At 62.0% G+C, this 19,918-nt stretch carries 19 protein-coding genes; 13 read left to right on the top strand and 6 right to left on the bottom strand.

What is annotated here, in order from left to right:
- Positions 1-7 precede the first annotated feature (7 nt).
- Genes IE111_RS20030 through IE111_RS20020 form a run of 3 tightly spaced genes read left to right on the top strand, consistent with a single transcriptional unit; the run spans position 8 to position 3,175 of the window.
- Complete coding sequence (locus IE111_RS20030; RefSeq protein WP_189612135.1) at positions 8-946, top strand: dihydrodipicolinate synthase family protein; 939 nt, start codon at positions 8-10, stop codon at positions 944-946.
- A gap of 12 nt (positions 947-958) precedes the next feature.
- Complete coding sequence (locus IE111_RS20025; RefSeq protein ID WP_189612134.1) at positions 959-1,903, top strand: proline racemase family protein; 945 nt, start codon at positions 959-961, stop codon at positions 1,901-1,903.
- 12 nt (positions 1,904-1,915) lie between these two features.
- Positions 1,916-3,175, top strand: coding sequence for an NAD(P)/FAD-dependent oxidoreductase (locus tag IE111_RS20020; RefSeq protein WP_189612133.1), 1,260 nt, complete (start codon positions 1,916-1,918; stop codon positions 3,173-3,175).
- 19 nt (positions 3,176-3,194) lie between these two features.
- Here IE111_RS20020 and IE111_RS20015 read toward each other — a convergent pair whose 3' ends face one another.
- Complete coding sequence (locus tag IE111_RS20015) at positions 3,195-3,902, bottom strand: GntR family transcriptional regulator (protein ID WP_189612132.1); 708 nt, start codon at positions 3,900-3,902, stop codon at positions 3,195-3,197.
- 247 nt (positions 3,903-4,149) lie between these two features.
- On the opposite strand from IE111_RS20015, the gene rarD reads away from it, so the two are divergent.
- Positions 4,150-5,040, top strand: coding sequence for an EamA family transporter RarD (rarD, locus tag IE111_RS20010; RefSeq protein WP_189612130.1), 891 nt, complete (start codon positions 4,150-4,152; stop codon positions 5,038-5,040).
- Here the strand turns inward: rarD and IE111_RS20005 are convergent.
- The gene (locus IE111_RS20005; protein ID WP_189612128.1) at positions 5,037-5,945 is read right to left on the bottom strand and encodes a LysR substrate-binding domain-containing protein; all 909 of its coding nucleotides are present in this window, start codon (positions 5,943-5,945) and stop codon (positions 5,037-5,039) included. The genes rarD and IE111_RS20005 overlap by 4 nt on opposite strands.
- Positions 5,946-6,067: 122 nt before the next feature.
- Here IE111_RS20005 and IE111_RS20000 point away from each other — a divergent pair, with 122 nt between their 5' ends.
- Both IE111_RS20000 and IE111_RS19995 read left to right on the top strand, forming a co-directional pair.
- On the top strand, positions 6,068-6,934 hold the full coding sequence (locus IE111_RS20000) for a pirin family protein (RefSeq protein WP_189612125.1): 867 nt from the start codon (positions 6,068-6,070) through the stop codon (positions 6,932-6,934).
- A 27-nt stretch (positions 6,935-6,961) separates the two neighbouring features.
- A complete protein-coding gene (locus IE111_RS19995) occupies positions 6,962-7,879 on the top strand; it encodes a pirin family protein (RefSeq protein ID WP_189612123.1) in 918 nt (305 codons plus the stop codon).
- 57 nt (positions 7,880-7,936) lie between these two features.
- Here the strand turns inward: IE111_RS19995 and IE111_RS19990 are convergent, their stop codons facing one another.
- The 4 genes from IE111_RS19990 to IE111_RS19975 form a co-directional block, all read right to left on the bottom strand.
- On the bottom strand, positions 7,937-8,134 hold the full coding sequence (locus IE111_RS19990; protein WP_189612121.1) for a hypothetical protein: 198 nt from the start codon (positions 8,132-8,134) through the stop codon (positions 7,937-7,939).
- A gap of 199 nt (positions 8,135-8,333) precedes the next feature.
- The gene (locus tag IE111_RS19985; RefSeq protein ID WP_189612119.1) at positions 8,334-9,188 is read right to left on the bottom strand and encodes an alpha/beta hydrolase; all 855 of its coding nucleotides are present in this window, start codon (positions 9,186-9,188) and stop codon (positions 8,334-8,336) included.
- 40 nt (positions 9,189-9,228) lie between these two features.
- Positions 9,229-10,629, bottom strand: coding sequence for a 3-hydroxyacyl-CoA dehydrogenase NAD-binding domain-containing protein (locus IE111_RS19980; protein ID WP_189612117.1), 1,401 nt, complete (start codon positions 10,627-10,629; stop codon positions 9,229-9,231).
- Between the two features lie 16 nt (positions 10,630-10,645).
- Complete coding sequence (locus IE111_RS19975; RefSeq protein WP_189612114.1) at positions 10,646-11,416, bottom strand: enoyl-CoA hydratase/isomerase family protein; 771 nt, start codon at positions 11,414-11,416, stop codon at positions 10,646-10,648.
- A 157-nt stretch (positions 11,417-11,573) separates the two neighbouring features.
- Between IE111_RS19975 and IE111_RS19970 the strand changes: the two genes are divergently transcribed.
- The 7 genes from IE111_RS19970 (at position 11,574) to IE111_RS19940 (ending at position 19,910) form a co-directional block, all read left to right on the top strand.
- Positions 11,574-13,853 (top strand): bifunctional salicylyl-CoA 5-hydroxylase/oxidoreductase, encoded by a 2,280-nt coding sequence (locus IE111_RS19970; protein WP_189612112.1) that lies wholly within the window; start codon positions 11,574-11,576, stop codon positions 13,851-13,853.
- A 4-nt stretch (positions 13,854-13,857) separates the two neighbouring features.
- Positions 13,858-14,604, top strand: a complete 747-nt coding sequence (locus tag IE111_RS19965) for an SDR family NAD(P)-dependent oxidoreductase (protein WP_189612110.1) — start codon at positions 13,858-13,860, stop codon at positions 14,602-14,604.
- A complete protein-coding gene (locus IE111_RS19960; RefSeq protein ID WP_189612108.1) occupies positions 14,601-15,065 on the top strand; it encodes a MarR family winged helix-turn-helix transcriptional regulator in 465 nt (154 codons plus the stop codon). The genes IE111_RS19965 and IE111_RS19960 overlap by 4 nt, the downstream gene beginning before the upstream one ends.
- Complete coding sequence (locus IE111_RS19955; protein ID WP_189612106.1) at positions 15,062-15,886, top strand: enoyl-CoA hydratase family protein; 825 nt, start codon at positions 15,062-15,064, stop codon at positions 15,884-15,886. Before IE111_RS19960 ends, IE111_RS19955 begins: the two co-directional genes overlap by 4 nt.
- Positions 15,886-17,025 carry an acyl-CoA dehydrogenase family protein gene (locus tag IE111_RS19950; protein WP_189612103.1) on the top strand — a complete coding sequence of 380 codons (1,140 nt, stop codon included), beginning with the start codon at positions 15,886-15,888 and terminating at the stop codon, positions 17,023-17,025. The genes IE111_RS19955 and IE111_RS19950 overlap by 1 nt, the downstream gene beginning before the upstream one ends.
- Positions 17,026-17,078: 53 nt before the next feature.
- Positions 17,079-18,704 carry a benzoate-CoA ligase family protein gene (locus IE111_RS19945; protein WP_189612102.1) on the top strand — a complete coding sequence of 542 codons (1,626 nt, stop codon included), beginning with the start codon at positions 17,079-17,081 and terminating at the stop codon, positions 18,702-18,704.
- A gap of 66 nt (positions 18,705-18,770) precedes the next feature.
- Positions 18,771-19,910, top strand: coding sequence for an ABC transporter substrate-binding protein (locus IE111_RS19940; RefSeq protein WP_189612100.1), 1,140 nt, complete (start codon positions 18,771-18,773; stop codon positions 19,908-19,910).
- Positions 19,911-19,918 lie beyond the last annotated feature (8 nt).

The following is a 19,918-nucleotide window of genomic DNA, read 5'->3' as shown; positions in this document are numbered from 1 at the left end:
GACATTGATGGACACACGAATTTACGACGGCTGCATTCCTGCCCTGATGACACCCTGCAATCGTGACGGCGAACCGGACTTCGATGCCCTGGTTCGGATTGGCCGGGATCTGATTGAGACGGGCATGTCCGGTGTGGTGTATTGCGGCTCGATGGGGGATTGGCCCCTGTTGACGGACGAGCAGCGTCAGGAAGGCGTGGCACGCTTGGTGGAAGCCGGTGTTCCGGTCATCGTCGGAACCGGGGCCATTAATACGCAAAGTGCGGTCTCGCATGCCGCTCATGCCGCCCGGGTGGGCGCACAGGGGTTGATGGTGATTCCACGCGTGCTCTCGCGGGGTACATCGGTGGCGGCCCAACGCCATCATTTTTCCGACATTCTGGATGCGGCACCGAACGTGCCGGCGGTGATTTACAACAGCCCGTACTATGGTTTTGCCACGCGTGCCGATCTGTTTTTTGAGCTGCGTGACCGTTTTCCGAACCTGATCGGTTTCAAGGAATTCGGAGGCAAAGCAGATTTGAGTTATGCCGCCGAGCACATCACCAGCCAGGATGATCAGGTGTCATTGATGGTGGGTGTGGACACCACGGTTTATCACGGCTTTTTAAACTGCGGTGCCCGGGGCGCCATAACCGGAATTGGTAATGCGTTGCCGAAAGCGGTGTTGCATCTGGTCGATCTGTGTCGGCGTGGCGCCTCTGGCGATGCTGAAGCACGACGCGCCGCACGGGAGCTGGACGATGCGCTGGCGGTCCTGTCGTCGTTCGATGAAGGACCGGACCTGGTGCTGTATTACAAGCACCTGATGGTGTTGCAGGGGTATGCCGAATATGAACATCACTTCAATCCGACCGATGCGTTGAGCCCGAGTCAGAAGCATCACCTGGAAGAACAGTTCACGGTGTTTAATCAGTGGTATCAGAGCTGGTGCCAGCAACGGTGAGGAGGGCACGTCATGCAATTCATCGATTCCCACACCGAGGGTGAGCCGACGCGCGTCATCCTTTCGGGCGGGCCGGACCTCAAGCCCGGACCCGTGTCGCAACTGGCCCGCCAGTTGCTGGCGGAGCACCCCGGGTTTTATCGGTCGACCCTGATGGAGCCGCGAGGACACGATGCCATGGTTGGCGCCTTGCTTGTGCCTTCACAGCAAGACGACTGCTGCACGGGTGTGATCTACTACAACCCGGTTGGCAACCTCGGCATGTGCGGGCATGCCACACTTGGGACAGCCGTTACCCTGGCTCACCTGGGCCGTATTCAACCGGGATGTCATCGGTTCGAGACGCCGGTCGGCGTGGTGGAGGTTGAATTGCATGATGCGCACCGGGCGTCGGTGCGTAATGTTGAAAGTTTTCGCTACCGAAAAGACGTCTCGGTCGAGGTGCCGGAATTGGGGCCGGTCGTGGGTGACATTGCCTGGGGCGGCAACTGGTTTTTCCTGACCAAAACCTGCCCGGTACCGCTGCACTTCGATCAGATTGAATCTCTGACCCGATACGCGCGGCTCATCATGGCGGCCCTGCGAACGCAGGGTATTACCGGTGAGGAAGGCGGCGTGATTGATCATGTGGAATTCATCGGTGCGCCTCACCACCCGGACGCCCGGGGCCGCAATTTTGTGCTCTGTCCCGGCGGCGCCTATGATCGCTCGCCCTGTGGCACGGGAACTTCGGCCAAAGTCGCCTGTATGGCGGCCGACGACGAACTGGCTCCTGGAGAACCCTGGGTGCAGGAAAGTATTATCGATTCACGTTATACCCTGGTGTATGAACCCGGCCCCAACGGCGGTGTGATCCCGACCGTTACCGGCACGGCCTATGTGACGGCTGTGGGTGAGCTGGTGTTTGATGCAGCGGATCCTTACGTCGGCGGTATTACTCCGGCTCCAAACGACTGAGGGGAAACCGCGATGCGGAAAAACGATGCGGATATCATTGTTGTCGGCGCCGGAATCATCGGCATCACCTGCGCACTGGCTCTGCAATCCGACGGGCGGCGCGTACTGCTGCTCGACCGCTCCGGCATAGCCGCCGAGGCGAGTCGGGGCAATGCCGGTGCCTTCGCCTTTACCGATGTCGAGCCACTGGCGACGCCGGGTATCCTGCGTAAAGCACCCAAGTGGCTGATCGATCCGCTGGGTCCGTTGTCCTTGCCGATAGGCTATGCGCCGAAATTGACGCCCTGGCTGTTGCGGTTCTGGCGTTCCAGTTGGCGGGACCGTTTTGAGGCGGCCACGCGGGCACAAAGCGCTTTGATGCAATTGTCTCAGACCGCGCTTGAGAACCTGATCCGAGAAACGGATGCCGAACCCCTGTTCCAACGTGATGGGCAATTGCAGGTTTACGCCGGTGCGGCACAGTTCGAAGCCAGTCGACCGGGTTGGGCATTGAAACAACGACACGGTATTGATGTCCGGCTGCTGGACCATGCCGACGACATCGCGTCGATTCAGCCGGGGTTGGACGCTCGGTTTACACACGCCGGATACACACCGGACTGGATGAATGTGTGCAACCCCGTCACCTGGGCCACCCATTTGGCAACGGCTTTTCAAAAAGCAGGCGGGCATATTGAGTCGTTTAATGTGACCGACGTCGACGTACAAGCCGGGCGTGTATGCGTTCGCAGTGCTGCGCAGACCCGAGTATCGGATCGTGTGGTGATCGCTGGAGGTGCCTGGTCCGGCCGGCTTGCCTGGCAATTGGGTGACCGCTTGCCGCTCGATACCGAACGTGGCTACAACACGACCCTGCCCGCCGGTGCCTTCGATGTGAAAACCCACATCAGTTTTCCAAACGATGGCTTTGTCGTGTCACGTATCGATGGTGGCGTTCGCGTGGGTGGGGCAGTGGAATTCGGTGGCTTGAAGCGTCCGCCCAATTATCGGCGCGCCGATATTCTATTGGAAAAAGCGTCCCGCTATTTGCCTGGACTTCGCACGGAACAGGGGCAACGCTGGATGGGGTTTCGCCCTTCGATGCCGGACAGTTTACCCGTGATCGGACCGGCCCGGTGCAGTGACCGCGTAATCTACTGTTTTGGTCACGGGCATCTGGGGTTAACCCAGTCGTCGGGGACGGCGCAGTTGGTTAAAGCGATGGTAACTGACGCCGTCATGCCGATCGATCGGTCCCCCTATTCACCGCGACGATTTTCGCGTTGGTCGTAACCTACGGTCGGGAAACGCTTTATAAGGGAATGTTGTGGCGCCGGTCCTGCGCAATGTAGCGCTGGATTTGCGCGACGATCTGATCGGCGTGTTCCCTGGCCAACTGATCGGCGAGGGCGATGTCCCGGTTTCGAATCGCCTGTATCTGGTCTTCGTGCTGGTCCGAGTATTCACGCGGGATTTGGTCGTTGAACGAGATGTAATACAGGCGTAGGAGTCGGCGACCTTCGTCGAGCAATCGTTTAAACAGATCGCGGTAGTACCGGTTACCACCGGCATCGGCGATGGCAAGGTGAAATTCCCGGTTGGCGGTTATCATGGCCAGGGCATCGCCACGTTCAACCGCGTCGGCATACTCCGCCTGCAATTGTTCCAGCCTTTCCCAGTCGCTCTCGGTGGCAAACTCGGCCGCTAACCGAGTGTTGACGCGATACATCAGTGTCAGCGCATCGAAATACGACGACAAGTCCATTAAGTCGATTTGCGACACGATGGTGGACCGGTTGGTCAGTGTGGTCACCAGCCCGTCCGCGGACAACTTGAGTATGGCTTCGCGAATGGGCGTACGGGACATCTGGAAACGTTCGGAGAGCTGATTTTCTTCCAGCGGAGTACCCGGTGCCAGCGTCAGATCGATGATTTCATTGCGCAAGGTTTCATAAACCGTCGAAACGCCCGAGCCCCGACGACGGGTGGGTTTGGTGGACGGTGAATCGGCGGCTGCCATGGTGATCTCCGGAAAAGTCTGTCGAGTTGAATGGTCGGTTCGGGTGGCCAGTGGCTGAGCATGGTATCCAGAAACGCTTATCGTGTCGACATGAGGTATTTCAGATGGGCTCGTTAACGTCCGATTGTATCGCTACAAAAAGCACGATAACCGCTTTATTGAGCCTTCAGGAAAAAGCGCTGGTCTTCCACAAGAAAAGGCTGATAGCCTTCCGGCTCCCGCTGTTCTTTAGCTGTTTGAGGAACTTATGAATCAGAACGCACCCGAGCCCGTCAAAGGCGTCTTTTTTGGTCTCGCCAGCTATGGCATCTGGGGCTGTTTTCCGTTGTTTTTCGCCTTGTTCGAAGGCATCCCGTCCTGGGAAATTCTGATTCACCGCGTGGTCTGGTCCTGTGTGTTCCTGGCCCTTGTGATCACGTTCATGCGTCGCTGGTCGGTGGTCTCCATCGCCTTGGCCGAACCCAAACGGTTGGGGCGGGTGTTGGTGTGTGCTGTACTCATCGCTATTAATTGGGTGACGTATATTTATTCGGTGGAATCCAACAACGTCTTTCAGGCGAGCCTGGGGTATTTTCTGACGCCGTTGATCAATGTCGCCCTGGGCATGATCATTCTGAAAGAGCAGATCAGCCGGGCACAGGGTGTGGCCGTGGCCATCGCGACGGTGGCGATACTGCTGCAATTGGCGACGCTGGGGACGGTTCCGTATCTGTCCCTGATTCTGGCGTTCAGCTTCGGCACCTATGGGCTGATCCGCAAGCAGGTCCCGTTGGACGGGTTGTCCGGTCTGTTCGTGGAGACCCTGTTATTGATGCCATTCGGTTTGCTGGCGTTCGGTGTACTCAGTCAGTTGGATCTGTCGCATTTCACCGAGAATCGCGAGAGCACACTGTTGTTGATCGCCAGCGGTATTCTCACCGCCATTCCGTTGTTGTTCTTCGCCGGGGCGGCGCGCCGGTTGCGTCTGGCGACGGTCGGTTTTCTGATGTACATCAACCCGACCATTCAGTTCCTGATCGCGTTGCTGGTGTTCAACGAACCGCTTAAGCCCAGTCAGTTGATTACCTTTGTATTGATCTGGTGTTCGCTGGCGCTGTATTCCTGGTCGATCTGGAAGGGACGGGCGAAACCGGTTTAATCCGGGAAATCCACCTCGTCGAGTGACTCGGCCAGAAAATCGAGCAGGGTCCGCACCGAAGGCAGCAGCCCACGACGGGATGGAAAGACGGCATGGAACAGTCCGCCCCGGGGGCGCCAGTCGGGCATCACGCTCACCAACCGGCCCGCACGCAAGTCGTCACCGGCGACGATCATGGGCAATCGTGCGATGCCCAGGCCGGACAGCGCGGCCTCGCGCAGGGTGAACACATCGTCTGTGACCAGCCTGGGTTCGTGCGGTATCCGAACCTCGGCATCCTCGGGGCCATCGAGGCACCAGTAATGTCGTCCGTCGGGGTCTTCGAAATCGAGACTGGGCAGCCGGCTCAGATCGGATGGGCCGGTGAGCGTTGGGTGTCCGGCCAAGAGACTCGGAGAGGCCATCAGGCACTGTGGACTTTGTGATAACACCTTCATGGTGAGGTGGCTGTCTTCCAGCGGCGGAAACCGAACCCGCAACGCGATGTCGAATCCTTCCCGGATGACATCCACCCGTCGACTGGTGGCCTCAACGTTCAGTTGAACCTCCGGGTAGCGTTCCATGAATCGCACCAGTAACGGTGCGATCAGGAAGTACAGCATGCCCGGCGGGCAACTGAGTCGAACCACACCCCTGGGCCGGGCCCGGGACCGGTCGATCACCTCCTGGGCGGCTTCGGCCTCCACCAGCATAGCCAGGCAATGCCGGTAGTACTCCTGTCCGATCTCGGTGACAGTGAAGCGACGGGTGGACCGATGAATCAACCGGGTGTCCAGTGTGCGCTCGAGCAGCGCGATGCGGCGGCTGAGCTTGGACTTGGGGATGCCCAGTGCCCGGCCGGCCGGAGCGAACCCTCCGTGGTCGACCACTTTGACGAAATAGTACAGATCGTTAAGGTCTTGCATGCGGGTCATCGTTCTATTGGTGGGACTCTGAGTGGTGTTTATAGCATCTACCGGTATCGTCGTTGCGTCAATATCATGAAAGTCATTGCAAAGGCCAACACATTTGGCGAGGAGCTATGACCATGAAACAGATTCAGGCCGTTTTCAGCCCACCCCAGGGTCACTGGGTCGGTGACGGGTTTCCGGTCCGGTCCCTGATGTCCTATAACCGCATGGGCGCGGACGCCATCAGCCCCTTTCTGCTGCTGGATTACGCCGGCCCGGCGCGTTTCGCGCCGTCTCACCGGCAACGCGGTGTCGGCGAGCATCCGCATCGCGGCTTCGAGACGGTGACGCTGGTGCTCCAGGGCGAACTGGAACACCGCGATTCCAGCGGCGAAGGCGGTCGCATTGGCGAGGGCGATGTTCAGTGGATGACGGCCGGGGCCGGCATCGTGCACGAGGAGCTGCATTCCAGGGCATTCACCGAAACGGGAGGTGTGCTGGAAATGGTGCAGCTGTGGGTCAACCTGCCGGCAGCCTCCAAGGACACACCACCGGGCTACCAGACCCTGTTGTCCGCCGACATTCCGGTCGTCGACCTGGACGAAGCCGGTAGCCGCCTGCGGGTCATCGCCGGTGACTACGCCGGACGCACCGGGCCGGCCAGAACCTTCAGCCCGGTCTCGGTCTGGGACGTCGCTCTGGCGGCCGGTGCCGATATCACCCTGCCGGTTGTGGACGGACACACTACACTTGTGGCGGTGCTCGACGGTTCGGTGACGCTCAATGGCACCGAGATAACCCGCAAAGCGGATATGGCCTGCTTCGGTCGCGAGGGTGATTCGATCCGGCTCGAAGCCGATGCGTCGACACGGCTGCTGATACTCGGCGGCGAGCCGATCGACGAACCGGTGGTCGGTCACGGCCCCTTCGTGATGAACAGCCATGAAGACATCCATCAGGCGCTGACCGATTTCCATCTCGGGAAATTCGGACGTCTGTCATAACACGCTGTGGTCAATGGGAGGTAACGAATGAGTAATATGGCGAAATCGGTGTTTCAGGATTGTGATCAGGTGGAGCCTTCCTGCACGGCCATCGACCGAATACTGGAACCGCGTATGTCCGATCTGGGCGGGTTTTCGGTACGACGACTGTTGCCGACACGGCAGCAGAAGAAGGTCGGTCCCTGGATCTTCTTCGATCACATGGGGCCGGCCGAATTTCCACCGGGTGAGGGCATCAATGTGCGGCCGCATCCGCATATTGGGCTGGCGACGGTCACCTATCTGTTCGAAGGCGAGATGTTGCATCGGGATTCGCTCGGTACCGTTCAGACCATTCGACCGGGCGATGTGAACCTGATGCTGGCCGGTCGCGGCATCGTGCATTCCGAACGGGAACGGCCGGAGGCTTTGTCGAACACGCGGACCCAGCACGGCTTGCAGTTGTGGCTGGCGTTGCCGAAAGACAAAGAGGAATCCGCACCGGCGTTCTACCATTATCCGGACGCCGATATCCCCCGGGTGGACGTGAAAGGCGTGCCCGTTCGCGTCATGATCGGTCGGGCCTATGGTGCCGTCTCACCGGTGAAGACCTTCGCCGATACGCTCTACATCGAGGCGAGGCTGGCCAAAGGGCAGCGGTTGATGTTGCCGGAAGCTCAGGAGCGGGCGGTCTATGTCGTGCAGGGGGAATTGAAAGCCCGCGACATTGCCTTGCCGGCTCAGAGCATGGCGGTGCTGTCGGATGAGACCGGAGTAAAGGTCGAAGCGGTGGAGGATACCTGGATCGCCGTGATCGGCGGTGAAGCGCTGACCCGTCGCTACATCGACTGGAATTTCGTCTCCAGTCGCAAGGAACGGATAGACCAGGCCAGGGAAGATTGGCGTGCGGGACGATTCGATAAGGTGCCGGGCGATGAAGAGGAATTTATTCCACTGCCGGAGTAAACGTTGAAAGGCTTCGATCGGCCGTTTTCTTCACGGCCGATCCAGAGGAAACCGGTGTTAAGCGCCGTGCGGCGTAACCGGCGGTACCAACAGCCCGACCAGGGCTTTTTTCACTCGACCCAGCCCCTGACGAATCAAGGCGCCGATAAAAGCATCCCGCTGTCTGAACGCCGTATGTTGCAGGCTGTTCAGGTCCGGGTGGGTGCGAAGATCCAGCGTGTCGGTGGACGATGTGGAGAGGTCAAACTGCGTCATCTTTGCCTGCCTTAAGACGAACATTCTCGATAACGGGCGGCGTTGCACCACCCGAGCCGGCCGGCATGATAGTGACCTGACCGTTCGGTCACAAGTGATGAATTTTTATCCTGTCGATCGAATTTTTTCACCCATGGCCGAACATCGTTTTGACCGGCAGAAAACACCTTTTTTCAGGTCATCCAAACCCGAAAAACCATCAGTCGACGCCGCTCAGGAGGGTGTCGAACAGCGCCCCTTCGCCGGTGCGAAAACCGTCGAGCACGGAAAAATGATGGCACGCTTCGATGCGTCTGCTGGAGACGGTCCGCTCCGGGTTGGCCGCGCGCAGGTGGTCGGCGAACACCGACGACTGACGATGAAATTCCTCGGACTCCAATGCGCCCACTAAAAGGTGAATCGGGTTGCTCGAACGCGGCGGCTGAAACAACGGGCTGTAGTCCTGCAGGTCGCGTCCGGTCAGTTGCAATCTCGGTTGCAACCAGGAATACGGGAAGGGGCGCAGGTCGAACAACCCGCTGATGGCGGTGGTGGATCGAATCAAGTCCCCGGGTAGGCCGTAGTGTGTTTCCCAGTCCGTCGCCTGCAGCATGCCGACGATCTGACCGCCGGCGGAATGACCAGAGACGCTGATCCGGTTCGGGTCACCCTGACCCTCCGCGGCGGTTCGATACACCCAGGCCAATGCCGCCCGGCATTGCCGAACGATTTCGCCCAGCGTCACCGTCGGGCACAACGCATAGTTCACCACAACCGTTGTTACGCCTCGCGGGACCAGTGCCTCGGCGACAAACGAGAAGTCGTCGCTGGACAGGGCGCGCCAGTACCCGCCGTGGAAGAAGACGTGGATCGGTGCGCCGGGGTCGCCGGCCGGAAACACATCCAGATGCTCCACCAGGGTCGCGCCGTAGCGATGGCGTTGATGGGTCAGCCGGTCCCGGGTCGACAGGCTGTCTTCCTGGTATCGGCGAATGGCCGACGGCCCGTCCACGCTGAGCATGGGGTTGTATTGCGCATCGATGGCTTCCTGTGAATCCAGATCCCGATACAGCATTGCAAGGTCTCCTACCGGTTACGTAAGGCAGTTTGCCGCATTAGGGCCCGGGTGTCTCGACCGGGTCGGCCTGATACCGGCCGGACGTATCCTGCTCGGTCAGTCGCGCCCGGATCCGCTCGCGAACCGGGTCGGTCAGTTGTTCGGCCAGGGCGAAGGGGCCGAGCCGGAAATTCAGGCCGTTTCGCAGGGCGGTGTCGATGTCGCCGGCTTCGGCCACACCGCTGCGCGCGACGCGATCGGCCTCATCGAACAGCATCGTCACCAGCCGCTGGGCGATCAGACCGGGTTTGTCGGGCACGCGGATCAGGCCGACACCGAACTTCGCCGCACAGGCTTCCGCCATCTCGCACACGCCTTCGTCGAGATACCCGCTGGCGGTGTAGGCCAGGGTCGCCGGGCGGTCGGTCCAGTCGATGAAGCTCTGGTCGAGCAGCAGTACCGGTTGTGCCGTCTCAGCCGCGATCCTGTCCGCGCTGCGTCCGTCGCTGATGACCACGGCACAGGGCAGTTCCGCTTGCAAACGGTCGACCAGGGCCGCGCTGCCGTCTACCCGGGCGGTGTATATGTGTTCGGCTTTGGGGCGCGGGTGGGGGTAGAAGCCCTGACCGGTTTTCCGGCCCAATTGCCCGGCTTCGACCCGGTCGCGCACGGAAACGGCCGGCCGGAAACGTGGGTGGTGGTCGAACGCTCGCCACAGGGTTTCCGTCGCCGCCAGGTTGATGTCCAGCCCGACCAGATCCATCAGCGCGAAGGGGCCGAGCGGGACGCCGAGGTTCGCGGTCAGGCAATCGTCGATCACCTCGGGCGTCGCCAGGTTCTGTTCGAGCATGACCAGCGACTCGGAATAAAACGGCCGGGCGCAGCGATTGACGATGAACCCCGGACTGTCGGCGACACTGACCGGTTGCTTGCCCAGGGTGGGCACCCAATCCAGCAGCATTCGCTGCAAGGCCGGATCGCTGTCGCGTGTGTTGACGACTTCGACCAGCTTCATGACCGGCGCCGGATTGAAAAAATGCAGACCGAACAGGCGCTGCGGATGCCGCAGGCCGTCGGCGATGTCGGTGACGGACAGGGACGAGGTGTTGGTGCACAGCAGGGTATCTGTCGAGCAGACCGTTTCCAGTTCCTGAAACACCGCGTGTTTCACATCGAGCCGTTCGACAATGGCTTCGACGACCAGATCCGCGTCGGCCAGATCATCCATCCGGTCGACGGGGTGCAGTCGATCGATCGTGGCCTGTCGGTCCGCTTCACTCAGGCGGCCTTTGCTCACGCGTCGTGCCAGCGCCTCGCCAATGGCGGTGCGGGCGGCTTCCGCCGCGCCATCGGCCACGTCGAATACGCTGACTCGATGGCCGGCCTGAGCCATCACCTGGGCGATGCCCTGGCCCATGATGCCGGCGCCGATGACGGCGATGTGGTGAGGGGTGTTCATGAGGCTCTCCAAACGGTTACTGACCGGTGAAAGTCGGGCGGCGTTTTTCCCGAAAGGCGGTAATGCCTTCGATTTTGTCCTGACTGGACAGCAGTCGTTCGAAGGCGCGCCGCTCCCAATCCAGTCCGTCGTTCAACCGGTCTTCGGTGGCTTTTAATACGGCCGCTTTCGATGCCTCGACGGCCAGCGGTGCCGCTTTAACCAGCTTTTCCGCGAGTGACCGGGCAGTGGTGACCGCTTCGCCCCGGTCGGCCCGGTGCGAGACCAGTCCCCAATCATAGGCGGTTGCGCCGCTGATGCGTTCGCCCAGTAGGGCCAGCCGCATCGCCCGGGCTTTGCCGAGTCGGTCGGCCAGACGCTGCAGGCCGCCGGCGCCGGGAATCAGCCCCAGGCGGATCTCCGGCTGACCGAACGAGGCGTCATCGGCGGCCACGCACAGGTCGGCGCTGAGGGCCAGTTCGCACCCGCCACCCAGGCAATAACCTTCCACCGCCGCGATGACCGGCTTGCGCACCGACTGCAACTGGCGCCAGTAGGTCTTGCGCACGTCATCGGCGCCCTCGGCTTCGGTTTTATCGGCGATTTCGTTGATGTCGGCGCCGGCGGCGAAATGCTCGCCGGTACCGCTGATCAGAATGACCCGGATCGAGGGGTCGTCGTCGGCGCGCGCGAAGGCCTCCGACAGGGCTTGCAGCAAGGCCGTGTTCAGGGCGTTGTGCGCCTCCGGCCGGTTCAGCCGGGCGTGGAAGAGGCCTTCGCCGGCTTCGGTGATCAGCATCGAACTCATGACACTCTCCTGTGACAGACTGGCGTCGAGGTTATGCTTGAAGGTTGAAATATTCAAGCATGAAGTTTTAAGCTTGAAATAAATTCGAGTGCGATCTAGAGTGCCTTTCAGACTTCAGGTGATTCAGACCGCCCATAACAACACAAGGTGATTTGCCATGAACATAGCCTGCCTCGGCGGTGGCCCGGCCGGACTTTACTTCGCCATCAGCGCCAAGTTGCGCAATCCGGATCATCACATCGTGGTTATCGAGCGCAATCGCCCCAACGACACCTTTGGTTGGGGCGTGGTGCTTTCGGATGAAACCCTGGACAACCTGGCGGCGAACGACCCGGTCAGCGCCGAGCGCATTCGTGAACATTTCGCCTATTGGGACGACATCGCCGTGGTGCACCGTGGCCACCGGACGGTATCGACCGGGCACGGTTTCTGCGGCATCGGCCGCCGGCAACTGCTGGTGCTGTTGCAGGAACGCGCCCGCGAACTGGGCATCGAGTTGCAGTTCGAGACCGAGGTGACGGACGTTGACACCTATCGGCGCGAGTTCGATCTGGTCATTGCCTCGGACGGCATTCACTCCAAGGTGCGCACGGCCTACGAGTCCGTGTTCAAACCGGACATCGACGTGCGCGCCTGCAAGTTCGTCTGGCTGGGCACGCGGCAGAAATTCGACGACGCCTTCACCTTTATTTTCGAGAAAACCGAGCACGGCTGGGTCTGGGCTCACGCCTATCAATTCGACGACGAGACCGCGACCTTCATTGTCGAGTGTTCCCAACAGACCTGGGACGCCTTCGGCTTCGGCGATATGACCCAGGACGAATCCATCGCCACCTGCGAACGCATCTTCAAGGCGCATCTCGGCGGTCACGCGCTGATGAGCAACGCCCGCCATGTGCGGGGTTCGGCGTGGATCAATTTCCCGCGCGTGCTGTGCGAGCGCTGGAGTCACGAGAACATCGTGTTGATGGGCGATGCCGCCGCTACGGCGCACTTCTCCATCGGTTCCGGCACCAAGCTGGCGCTGGAGAGCGCCATCGCCCTGGCCGATTATGTCGAAGCGGAACCGACACTGGCCGAGGCGTTTCAGCGTTACGAGGACGAGCGTCGGCTGCAGGTGTTGCGGTTGCAGTCGGCGGCGCGCAATTCCACCGAATGGTTCGAGAATGTCGAGCGTTATCTGGACCTGGACCCGGTGCAGTTCAATTATGCGTTGCTGACGCGATCCCAGCGCATCAGTCACGAGAATTTACGCCTGCGCGACCCGGCCTGGCTGTCCAGCGCCGAGGCCTGGTTCCAGCAGCAGGCCGGTGTGTCCGGCAGCGATCAGGCACCGATGTTCGCGCCCTATCGCTTGCGCGATCTGACGTTGAAAAACCGCGTCGTGGTCTCGCCGATGGCGCAATACAAGGCGGTCGACGGTCTTCCCACCGACTGGCATTTCGTCCACTACGCCGAACGCGCCAAGGGCGGTGCCGGCCTGGTCTACACCGAGATGACCTGTGTGACTCCCGAAGGGCGGATCACACCGGGGTGCCCGGGGCTGTACACCGACGAGCAGGCCAATGAGTGGCGGCGCCTGGTCGACTTCGTGCACGCTGAGACCGACGCCAAACTCTGCATGCAGTTGGGCCATTCCGGGCCCAAGGGCTCCACCCAGCTCGGCTGGCAGGAAATGGACGCGCCGCTGCCCGAGGGTAACTGGCCGTTGCTGGCCGCCTCCGACATTCCCTGGTCCGAACGCAATCAGATCCCCAAGGCCATGGACCGTGACGACATGGACCGGACCACGGCCGACTTTGTGCGCGCCGCCGAGCGCGCCCGCGATGCCGGGTTCGACATGCTGGAACTGCATGCCGCCCACGGTTACCTGCTGTCCAGCTTCATCACCCCGTTGACCAACCGGCGCACCGACGAATACGGCGGGTCGCTGGACAACCGGCTGCGGTATCCGCTCGAAGTGTTCCGGGCTGTGCGCGCGGTCTGGCCCGAAAACCGTCCGATGTCCGTGCGCATCTCCGCCACCGACTGGGTCGATGGCGACGGGGTCGATCCTTCCGAGGCGGTCGAGATCGCGCGCGCGTTCCGCGACGCCGGCGCGGACATTTGCGACGTCTCGGCGGGGCAGACCTCGACCCGGGCGCGCCCGGTTTACGGGCGCATGTTCCAGACGCCCTTTGCCGATCGCATCCGCAATGAAGTCGGCATGCCGACCATGGCGGTGGGTAATATTTTCGACCCGGACCATGTGAATTCGATTCTGATGGCCGGCCGCGCGGATCTGGTCTGCCTGGCCCGGCCGCACCTGGCTGACCCGTACTGGACGCTGCATGCGGCGGCCAGGATCGGCAACGATCAACAGGTCTGGCCGGCCCCCTACCTGGCCGGGCGCGACCAACTGTTGCGGCTGGCCCAACGCGACGAAGGACTGATTTGACACCATGAGCACCGAGTTTTCCGACCAAAGGATTCTGATCACCGGCGGCGGTACCGGCATCGGCGCCGCCATGGCGCGGGCGTTCGCCGACGCCGGGGCCGAGGTGGTGATCGCCGGGCGCACCGAAGCGGCCCTGCGGGCTGTCGCCGAGAGCCATGAGCGGATTCGTTATCGTACGGCTGATGTCACCGACCCGCAGAGCGTCGAGGCCCTGTTTGAAGGGCTCGGGCCGCTGGATGTGGTCATCGCCAATGCCGGCGCGGCGTCCAGCGCCCCGGTGAGCAAAACCTCGCTGGCCGACTGGCAGGCCATGCTGGACGTGAACCTGACCGGGGTGTTTCTGACACTGCAGGCCGGTCTGGCCAATCTGGCCGAGGGCGGCCGATTGATGGCCGTGGCCTCCACGGCCGGCTTGAAAGGCTACCCCTATGTGGCGCCCTATTGCGCCGCCAAGCACGGTGTCATCGGCCTGGTCAAAGCCCTGGCGCAGGAAGTGGCGCGCAAGGGCATCACCGTGAACGCGCTGTGCCCCGGGTTCACCGAAACACCGCTGCTCGATCGCAGCCTCGACACCATCACCGCCACCACCGGCCTGAGCCGGGAAGACGCCACGCGACAACTGACCGGTCACAACCCGCAGGGACGCCTGATCCAACCGGACGATGTCGCCCGGACCGCGCTCTGGCTGGCATCGCCCGGCGCCCGGGCCATCACCGGCCAGGCCATTTCCATTTCCGGAGGGGAGCAATGAGCACCGCACGCACTACCGATCTGACCAGCAAGGAACATCTGCGCCTCTGGCTGCGCCTGCTCGGCACCACGCGCCGGGTCGAGGCCGTGTTGCGCGAACGGTTGCGCACCGAATTCGACACCACCCTGCCGCGCTTTGACGTTCTGGCGGCGCTGTCGCGCCATCCCGGCGGGTTGAAAATGAACGAATTGTCGTCGCAGTTGAAAGTCTCGAACGGCAATGTCACCGGCATCATCAGCCGTCTGGTCGAGGACGGCTGGGTGGAGCGCATCGCCATCGCCGAGGACCGGCGCGCGACCCGAATCAAACTGACCGAAACCGGCAAGGCCCAGTTCAATCGCATGGCCGCTGCCCACGAATGCTGGGTGGATGAACTGTTTTCCAATCTCTCGGCCGATGCCGCCCACCACATGAACGAACTGCTGGCCCACCTGCCACTGGCCTCGGGAGAACCGCAATGACCCTGACGACTGTCACGATGGCCGATTTCACACCGAAGCATTTCCTGTGGCGCGTCGAGGGACGCGTGGCCGTCATTCAACTGAACCGGCCGGAGCGCAAAAACCCGCTGACCTTCGACAGCTATGCGGAACTGCGCGACACCTTTCGCCAACTGCCCTACGCCGATGACATCGACGCTGTCGTGCTGGCATCGAACGGGGGCAATTTCAGTTCCGGCGGTGATGTGCACGACATCATCGCACCGCTGGTGTCGATGGAGATGAAAGAGCTGCTCGCTTTCACCCGCATGACCGGCGACCTGGTCAAGGCCATGCTCGGCTGCGGCAAACCGGTGATTACCGCCGCTGACGGCGTGTGTGTCGGTGCCGGCGCCATCATGGCCATGGCCTCCGACATTCGTTTCGCCACAGCCGAGACCAAGACAGCCTTTCTGTTTACCAAAGTCGGCCTCGCCGGCTGCGACATGGGGGCCTGCGCCATGCTGCCACGCATCATCGGTCAGGGTCGGGCGGCGGACCTGCTCTACACCGGTCGTACCATGAGCGCCGACGAAGGCCTGGCCTGGGGGTTCTACAACCGGGTGGTCGAGGCGGATCAATTGGAAGCCCAAGCGCTCGATTACGCGCGCAAGCTGACCGAAGGACCGACCTTCGCCCACGGCATCACCAAGACGCAGCTGAATCAGGAATGGTCGATGAGCCTGGAGCAGGCGATCGAAGCCGAAGCCCAGGCGCAGGCGATCTGCATGCAGACGAAGGACTTCGAACGCGCCTATCGCGCTTTTGTGGCCAAGGAAAAGCCGACCTTCGGAGGCGACTGATGAGCGACACCACCTTTTTGAATTGGCCGTTTTTCGAAGCGCGACACCGCGACTGGGCGGCCGGACTCGATGCCTGGTGCCGCGAGCACCTGGCGGACCACAGCGAACCCGGGGACGTGGACGCCCGCTGTCGGGAATTGGTCTCGATGCTGGGTCGTGATGGCTGGTTGCAACCGACCGCCGGCGACCAGCTCGATGTCCGCACCCTGTGTCTCGCCCGCGAAACCCTGGCCCGGTACGACGGCCTGGCCGATTTCGCGTTCGCGATGCAGGGGCTCGGCACCGGGGCCATCAGTCTGTTCGGACAGGAGGCGCAGCGCGACTGGCTGGAGCGTACCCGCACCGGGCAGGCCATCGCCGCCTTCGCGCTGACCGAATCCGCTTCGGGGTCGGACGTCGCCAACATCGCCACCACGGCGGAACGCGACGGCGACGACTACATCCTCGACGGCGAAAAGACCTGGATTTCCAACGGCGGCATCGCCGACCTCTACGTCGTCTTCGCCCGCACCGGTGAAGCCCCCGGTGCCAAAGGGCTGTCGGCGTTTATCGTCGAAGCCGACCGGCCCGGGTTCGAGATCCGCGAGCGGTTGCACACCAGTGCGCCGCATCCGCTGGCCCGGCTCGGATTCAACCGGGTGCGCATCCCGGCCTCGAACCGGCTCGGCGAGCCCGGGCAGGGGTTCAAGATCGCGATGTCGGTGCTGGACGTGTTCCGCTCGACCGTCGGCGCGGCCGCCCTCGGCTTCGCCCGACGCGCCCTGGATGAAAGCCTGACCCGGGCGCGCGAGCGCGAACTGTTCGGCGGGCCGCTGGCCGACCTGCAGATGGTGCAGGGGCATCTGGCGGACATGGCGCTGGACGTCGATGCCAGCGCCCTGCTGGTGTACCGGGCGGCCTGGACCAAGGACCAGGGTGCCGCCCGAGTCACCCGTGAAGCCGCCATGGCCAAGTTGTACGCCACCGAACAGGCGCAGCGGGTGATCGACCAGGCCGTGCAGTTGCACGGCGGCGACGGCGTGCGCGCCGGTCATATCGTGGAATGCCTGTACCGGGAGATACGGGCGCTGCGCATCTACGAGGGCGCCTCGGATGTGCAGAAGATCGTGATTGCGAGGAGCGCCTTGGCCACTGACTGACCGAGACGGCTCATCCGCCCGACAACAACAACGACAGGTTGGAGAGCACTATCATGCTGGGACCATCGGCACACATCGATACCTTCACGCGGGACAATCTGCCCGCACCCGACGACCAGCCGGTCTTTCTGCCGGCCGGTCTGGACTACCCGGAACGGCTGAACGCGGCCGTCGAACTGGTCGACCGCCAGGTCGAAGCCGGGCTCGGTGACCGCACGGCGCTGATCGGCAACGGTCGACGCCGCACCTATAAAGAATTGCAGGACTGGACCAATCGGTTGGCGCACGCACTGGTCGAAGACTATGGCGTTGTGCCGGGTAACCGGGTTCTGATCCGCTCCGCCAACAACCCGGCGTTTGTGGCCTGTTGGCTGGCGGTCACCAAAGCCGGTGCCGTAGCGGTCAACACCATGCCCATGCTGCGCGCCGGCGAGCTCGCCAAGATCGTCGACAAGGCCGAGATCAGCCACGCGTTGTGTGATACCCGATTGCTGGAAGAGCTCCACACCTGTGCCGACACCAGTCGCTTTCTGAAGCACGTCATCGGCTTCGACGGGACCGCGAATCACGAGGCTGAACTCGACCACAGCGCACTGGAAAAACCGGTGCATTTCGAGGCGGTCGACACCGGGCGCGATGACGTCGCCCTGCTCGGGTTCACGTCGGGTACGACCGGTAACCCCAAAGCGACCATGCATTATCATCGCGACCTGCTGGCCATTGCCGACACCTACGCCAAGTCCGTTCTTCAGGTGACGCCGGACGATGTCTTCGTCGGCTCACCGCCGTTGGCCTTCACCTTCGGACTGGGCGGGCTGGCCGTTTTCCCGTTGCGCTTCGGGGCCACCGCGACGCTGTTGGAGAAAGCATCGCCGCCGAACATGATTGAATTGATCGAGGCTTACGGGGCCACCGTGTGCTTCACCGCCCCCACCGCCTACCGCGTTATGTTGAAAGCGATGGACGAAGGTGCGAATCTGACCAGTCTGCGCGCGGCCGTGTCGGCGGGCGAAACGCTGCCGGCCCCGGTATTCGAGGAATGGAAAGCCAAAACAGGAAAGCCGATGCTGGACGGTATCGGGGCAACGGAGATGCTGCACATCTTCATTTCCAACCGACTCGATGACGCTCGTCCGGCCTGTACCGGTACCCCGGTGCCGGGATATGAAGCCCGCATTGTGGATGACTCCGGCGCCGAAGCGCCCCGGGGTACGGTTGGGCGTCTGGCGGTGCGGGGCCCCACCGGTTGCCGCTATCTGGCCGACCCGCGTCAGCACCAGTATGTGCGTGATGGCTGGAATCTCACCGGGGATGCCTTCTATCAGGACGAGGACGGCTATTTCCATTTCGCCGCCCGCACCGACGACATGATTGTCTCGTCCGGATACAACATCGCCGGCCCCGATGTGGAGGCCAGTCTGTTGAAGCATCCGGATGTACTGGAGTGCGCCGTGATCGGTGTGCCGGATGACGATCGGGGCCAGATTGTGCAGGCCCATGTGGTGCTGGCGGACGGTTTGGTCGGCGACGACGAGTGCGTTAAACGCTTGCAGGATTTCGTGAAGAACGACATCGCGCCCTACAAGTACCCGCGCTCGATCCGGTTCATCGACGAACTGCCGAAAACGGCGACCGGCAAGGTGCAACGCTTCCGGCTGAAAGAGGAGGCCACGCTTTAATTACGGGAAGACACTCGGGGCATGACCCCAGGATCAACAACAAGAAAACACCATTGGAGGTGTGCAATGAAGAAGTTACTGAATGCAAGTCTGGCGGCCGTGATGGCCTCGACCCTGGCCACGGCTCAGGCCGACGAGGTCAAGATCGGTATGATCACCACCCTGTCCGGCGGCGGTTCCCACCTGGGGGTGGACGTGCGTGACGGGTTCATGCTCGCGATGGAACAGGCCGGTCGCGACGACATCGAGGTTCTGGTTCAGGACGACGCGCGCAAACCGGACGTGGCGAAAAGCCTGGCCAATGAATTCATTCAGCGCGAGGACGTGGACATCCTGACCGGCATCATCTGGTCGAACCTGGCCATGGCCGTAGTGCCGAGCGCCGTGCGTCAGGGGCCGTTTTACATTTCGCCCAATGCCGGCCCGTCCGATCTCGCCGGTCGTCTCTGTCACAACAAATACTTCAACGTGGCCTGGCAGAACAACAACCTGCACGAGGCCATGGGCGCTTACATGAAACAGGCCGACGTGAAAAAACCGTTCATATTGGCGCCGAACTATCCGGCCGGTACGGATGCGCTGGACGGGTTCAAGAGCCGCTTCCAGGGCGAGCTGGCCAATGAAGTCTATACCCAGCTTGGCCAGACCGATTACGCGGCGGAACTGGCTCAGATCCGCGCCAGCGATGCCGACAGCGTCTTCTTCTTCCTGCCCGGCGGCATGGGCATCGCCTTTATGAAACAGTACGCCGGCGCCGGCATCGACCTGCCGGTTTACGGCCCGGCGTTCTCGTTCGACGAGATCATCCTGGGTGCGGTCGGTGACGCCGCCGTGGGCGTGAAAAACACCTCCCAGTGGGCCTACGATCTGGACAACCCGACCAACAATGCCTTCGTCGCCAGCTTCCGGGAAAAATACGGCCGTACTCCGACGCTGTACGCGTCCCAGGGGTTCGATACCGCCAACCTGATTCTGTCGGCGCTGGACGTCGCCCATCCCGACGATGAAGAGGCCTTCCAGGCGGCGCTTGAAGCGGCGAATTTCGAATCCACGCGCGGCGATTTCCGCTTCGGCCCGAACCATCACCCGATCCAGGACATCTATGTGCGCGAAGTGGTGGATCAGGGCAATGGCCCGACCAACCAACTGGTCGGTGTCGCGGTCGAGGATCTGCAGGACAGCTTCGTTGACCAGTGCAGCCTCTGATTCGGCTC

This window comes from Saccharospirillum salsuginis (assembly GCF_014651855.1).
GTDB lineage: Bacteria > Pseudomonadota > Gammaproteobacteria > Pseudomonadales > Natronospirillaceae > Saccharospirillum > Saccharospirillum salsuginis.
Note: the sequence above shows the minus strand (reverse complement) of the source record. Positions and strands in the feature narration are given on the sequence as shown.

What these genes read in the sequence shown, in the direction of transcription:
- IE111_RS20020 (WP_189612133.1), top strand. Translation starts at nt 1,916, where the DNA reads ATGCGGAAAAACGATGCGGATATCATTGTTGTCGGCGCCGGAATCATC.
- IE111_RS19970 (WP_189612112.1), top strand. Translation starts at nt 11,574, where the DNA reads ATGAACATAGCCTGCCTCGGCGGTGGCCCGGCCGGACTTTACTTCGCC.
- IE111_RS19985 (WP_189612119.1), bottom strand. Translation starts at nt 9,188, where the DNA reads ATGCTGTATCGGGATCTGGATTCACAGGAAGCCATCGATGCGCAATAC.
- IE111_RS19945 (WP_189612102.1), top strand. Translation starts at nt 17,079, where the DNA reads ATGCTGGGACCATCGGCACACATCGATACCTTCACGCGGGACAATCTG.
- IE111_RS19950 (WP_189612103.1), top strand. Translation starts at nt 15,886, where the DNA reads ATGAGCGACACCACCTTTTTGAATTGGCCGTTTTTCGAAGCGCGACAC.
- IE111_RS19990 (WP_189612121.1), bottom strand. Translation starts at nt 8,134, where the DNA reads ATGACGCAGTTTGACCTCTCCACATCGTCCACCGACACGCTGGATCTT.
- IE111_RS20000 (WP_189612125.1), top strand. Translation starts at nt 6,068, where the DNA reads ATGAAACAGATTCAGGCCGTTTTCAGCCCACCCCAGGGTCACTGGGTC.
- IE111_RS19940 (WP_189612100.1), top strand. Translation starts at nt 18,771, where the DNA reads ATGAAGAAGTTACTGAATGCAAGTCTGGCGGCCGTGATGGCCTCGACC.
- IE111_RS20030 (WP_189612135.1), top strand. Translation starts at nt 8, where the DNA reads ATGGACACACGAATTTACGACGGCTGCATTCCTGCCCTGATGACACCC.
- IE111_RS19975 (WP_189612114.1), bottom strand. Translation starts at nt 11,416, where the DNA reads ATGAGTTCGATGCTGATCACCGAAGCCGGCGAAGGCCTCTTCCACGCC.
- IE111_RS20015 (WP_189612132.1), bottom strand. Translation starts at nt 3,902, where the DNA reads ATGGCAGCCGCCGATTCACCGTCCACCAAACCCACCCGTCGTCGGGGC.
- rarD (WP_189612130.1), top strand. Translation starts at nt 4,150, where the DNA reads ATGAATCAGAACGCACCCGAGCCCGTCAAAGGCGTCTTTTTTGGTCTC.
- IE111_RS19955 (WP_189612106.1), top strand. Translation starts at nt 15,062, where the DNA reads ATGACCCTGACGACTGTCACGATGGCCGATTTCACACCGAAGCATTTC.
- IE111_RS20025 (WP_189612134.1), top strand. Translation starts at nt 959, where the DNA reads ATGCAATTCATCGATTCCCACACCGAGGGTGAGCCGACGCGCGTCATC.
- IE111_RS19965 (WP_189612110.1), top strand. Translation starts at nt 13,858, where the DNA reads ATGAGCACCGAGTTTTCCGACCAAAGGATTCTGATCACCGGCGGCGGT.
- IE111_RS19980 (WP_189612117.1), bottom strand. Translation starts at nt 10,629, where the DNA reads ATGAACACCCCTCACCACATCGCCGTCATCGGCGCCGGCATCATGGGC.
- IE111_RS20005 (WP_189612128.1), bottom strand. Translation starts at nt 5,945, where the DNA reads ATGCAAGACCTTAACGATCTGTACTATTTCGTCAAAGTGGTCGACCAC.
- IE111_RS19995 (WP_189612123.1), top strand. Translation starts at nt 6,962, where the DNA reads ATGAGTAATATGGCGAAATCGGTGTTTCAGGATTGTGATCAGGTGGAG.
- IE111_RS19960 (WP_189612108.1), top strand. Translation starts at nt 14,601, where the DNA reads ATGAGCACCGCACGCACTACCGATCTGACCAGCAAGGAACATCTGCGC.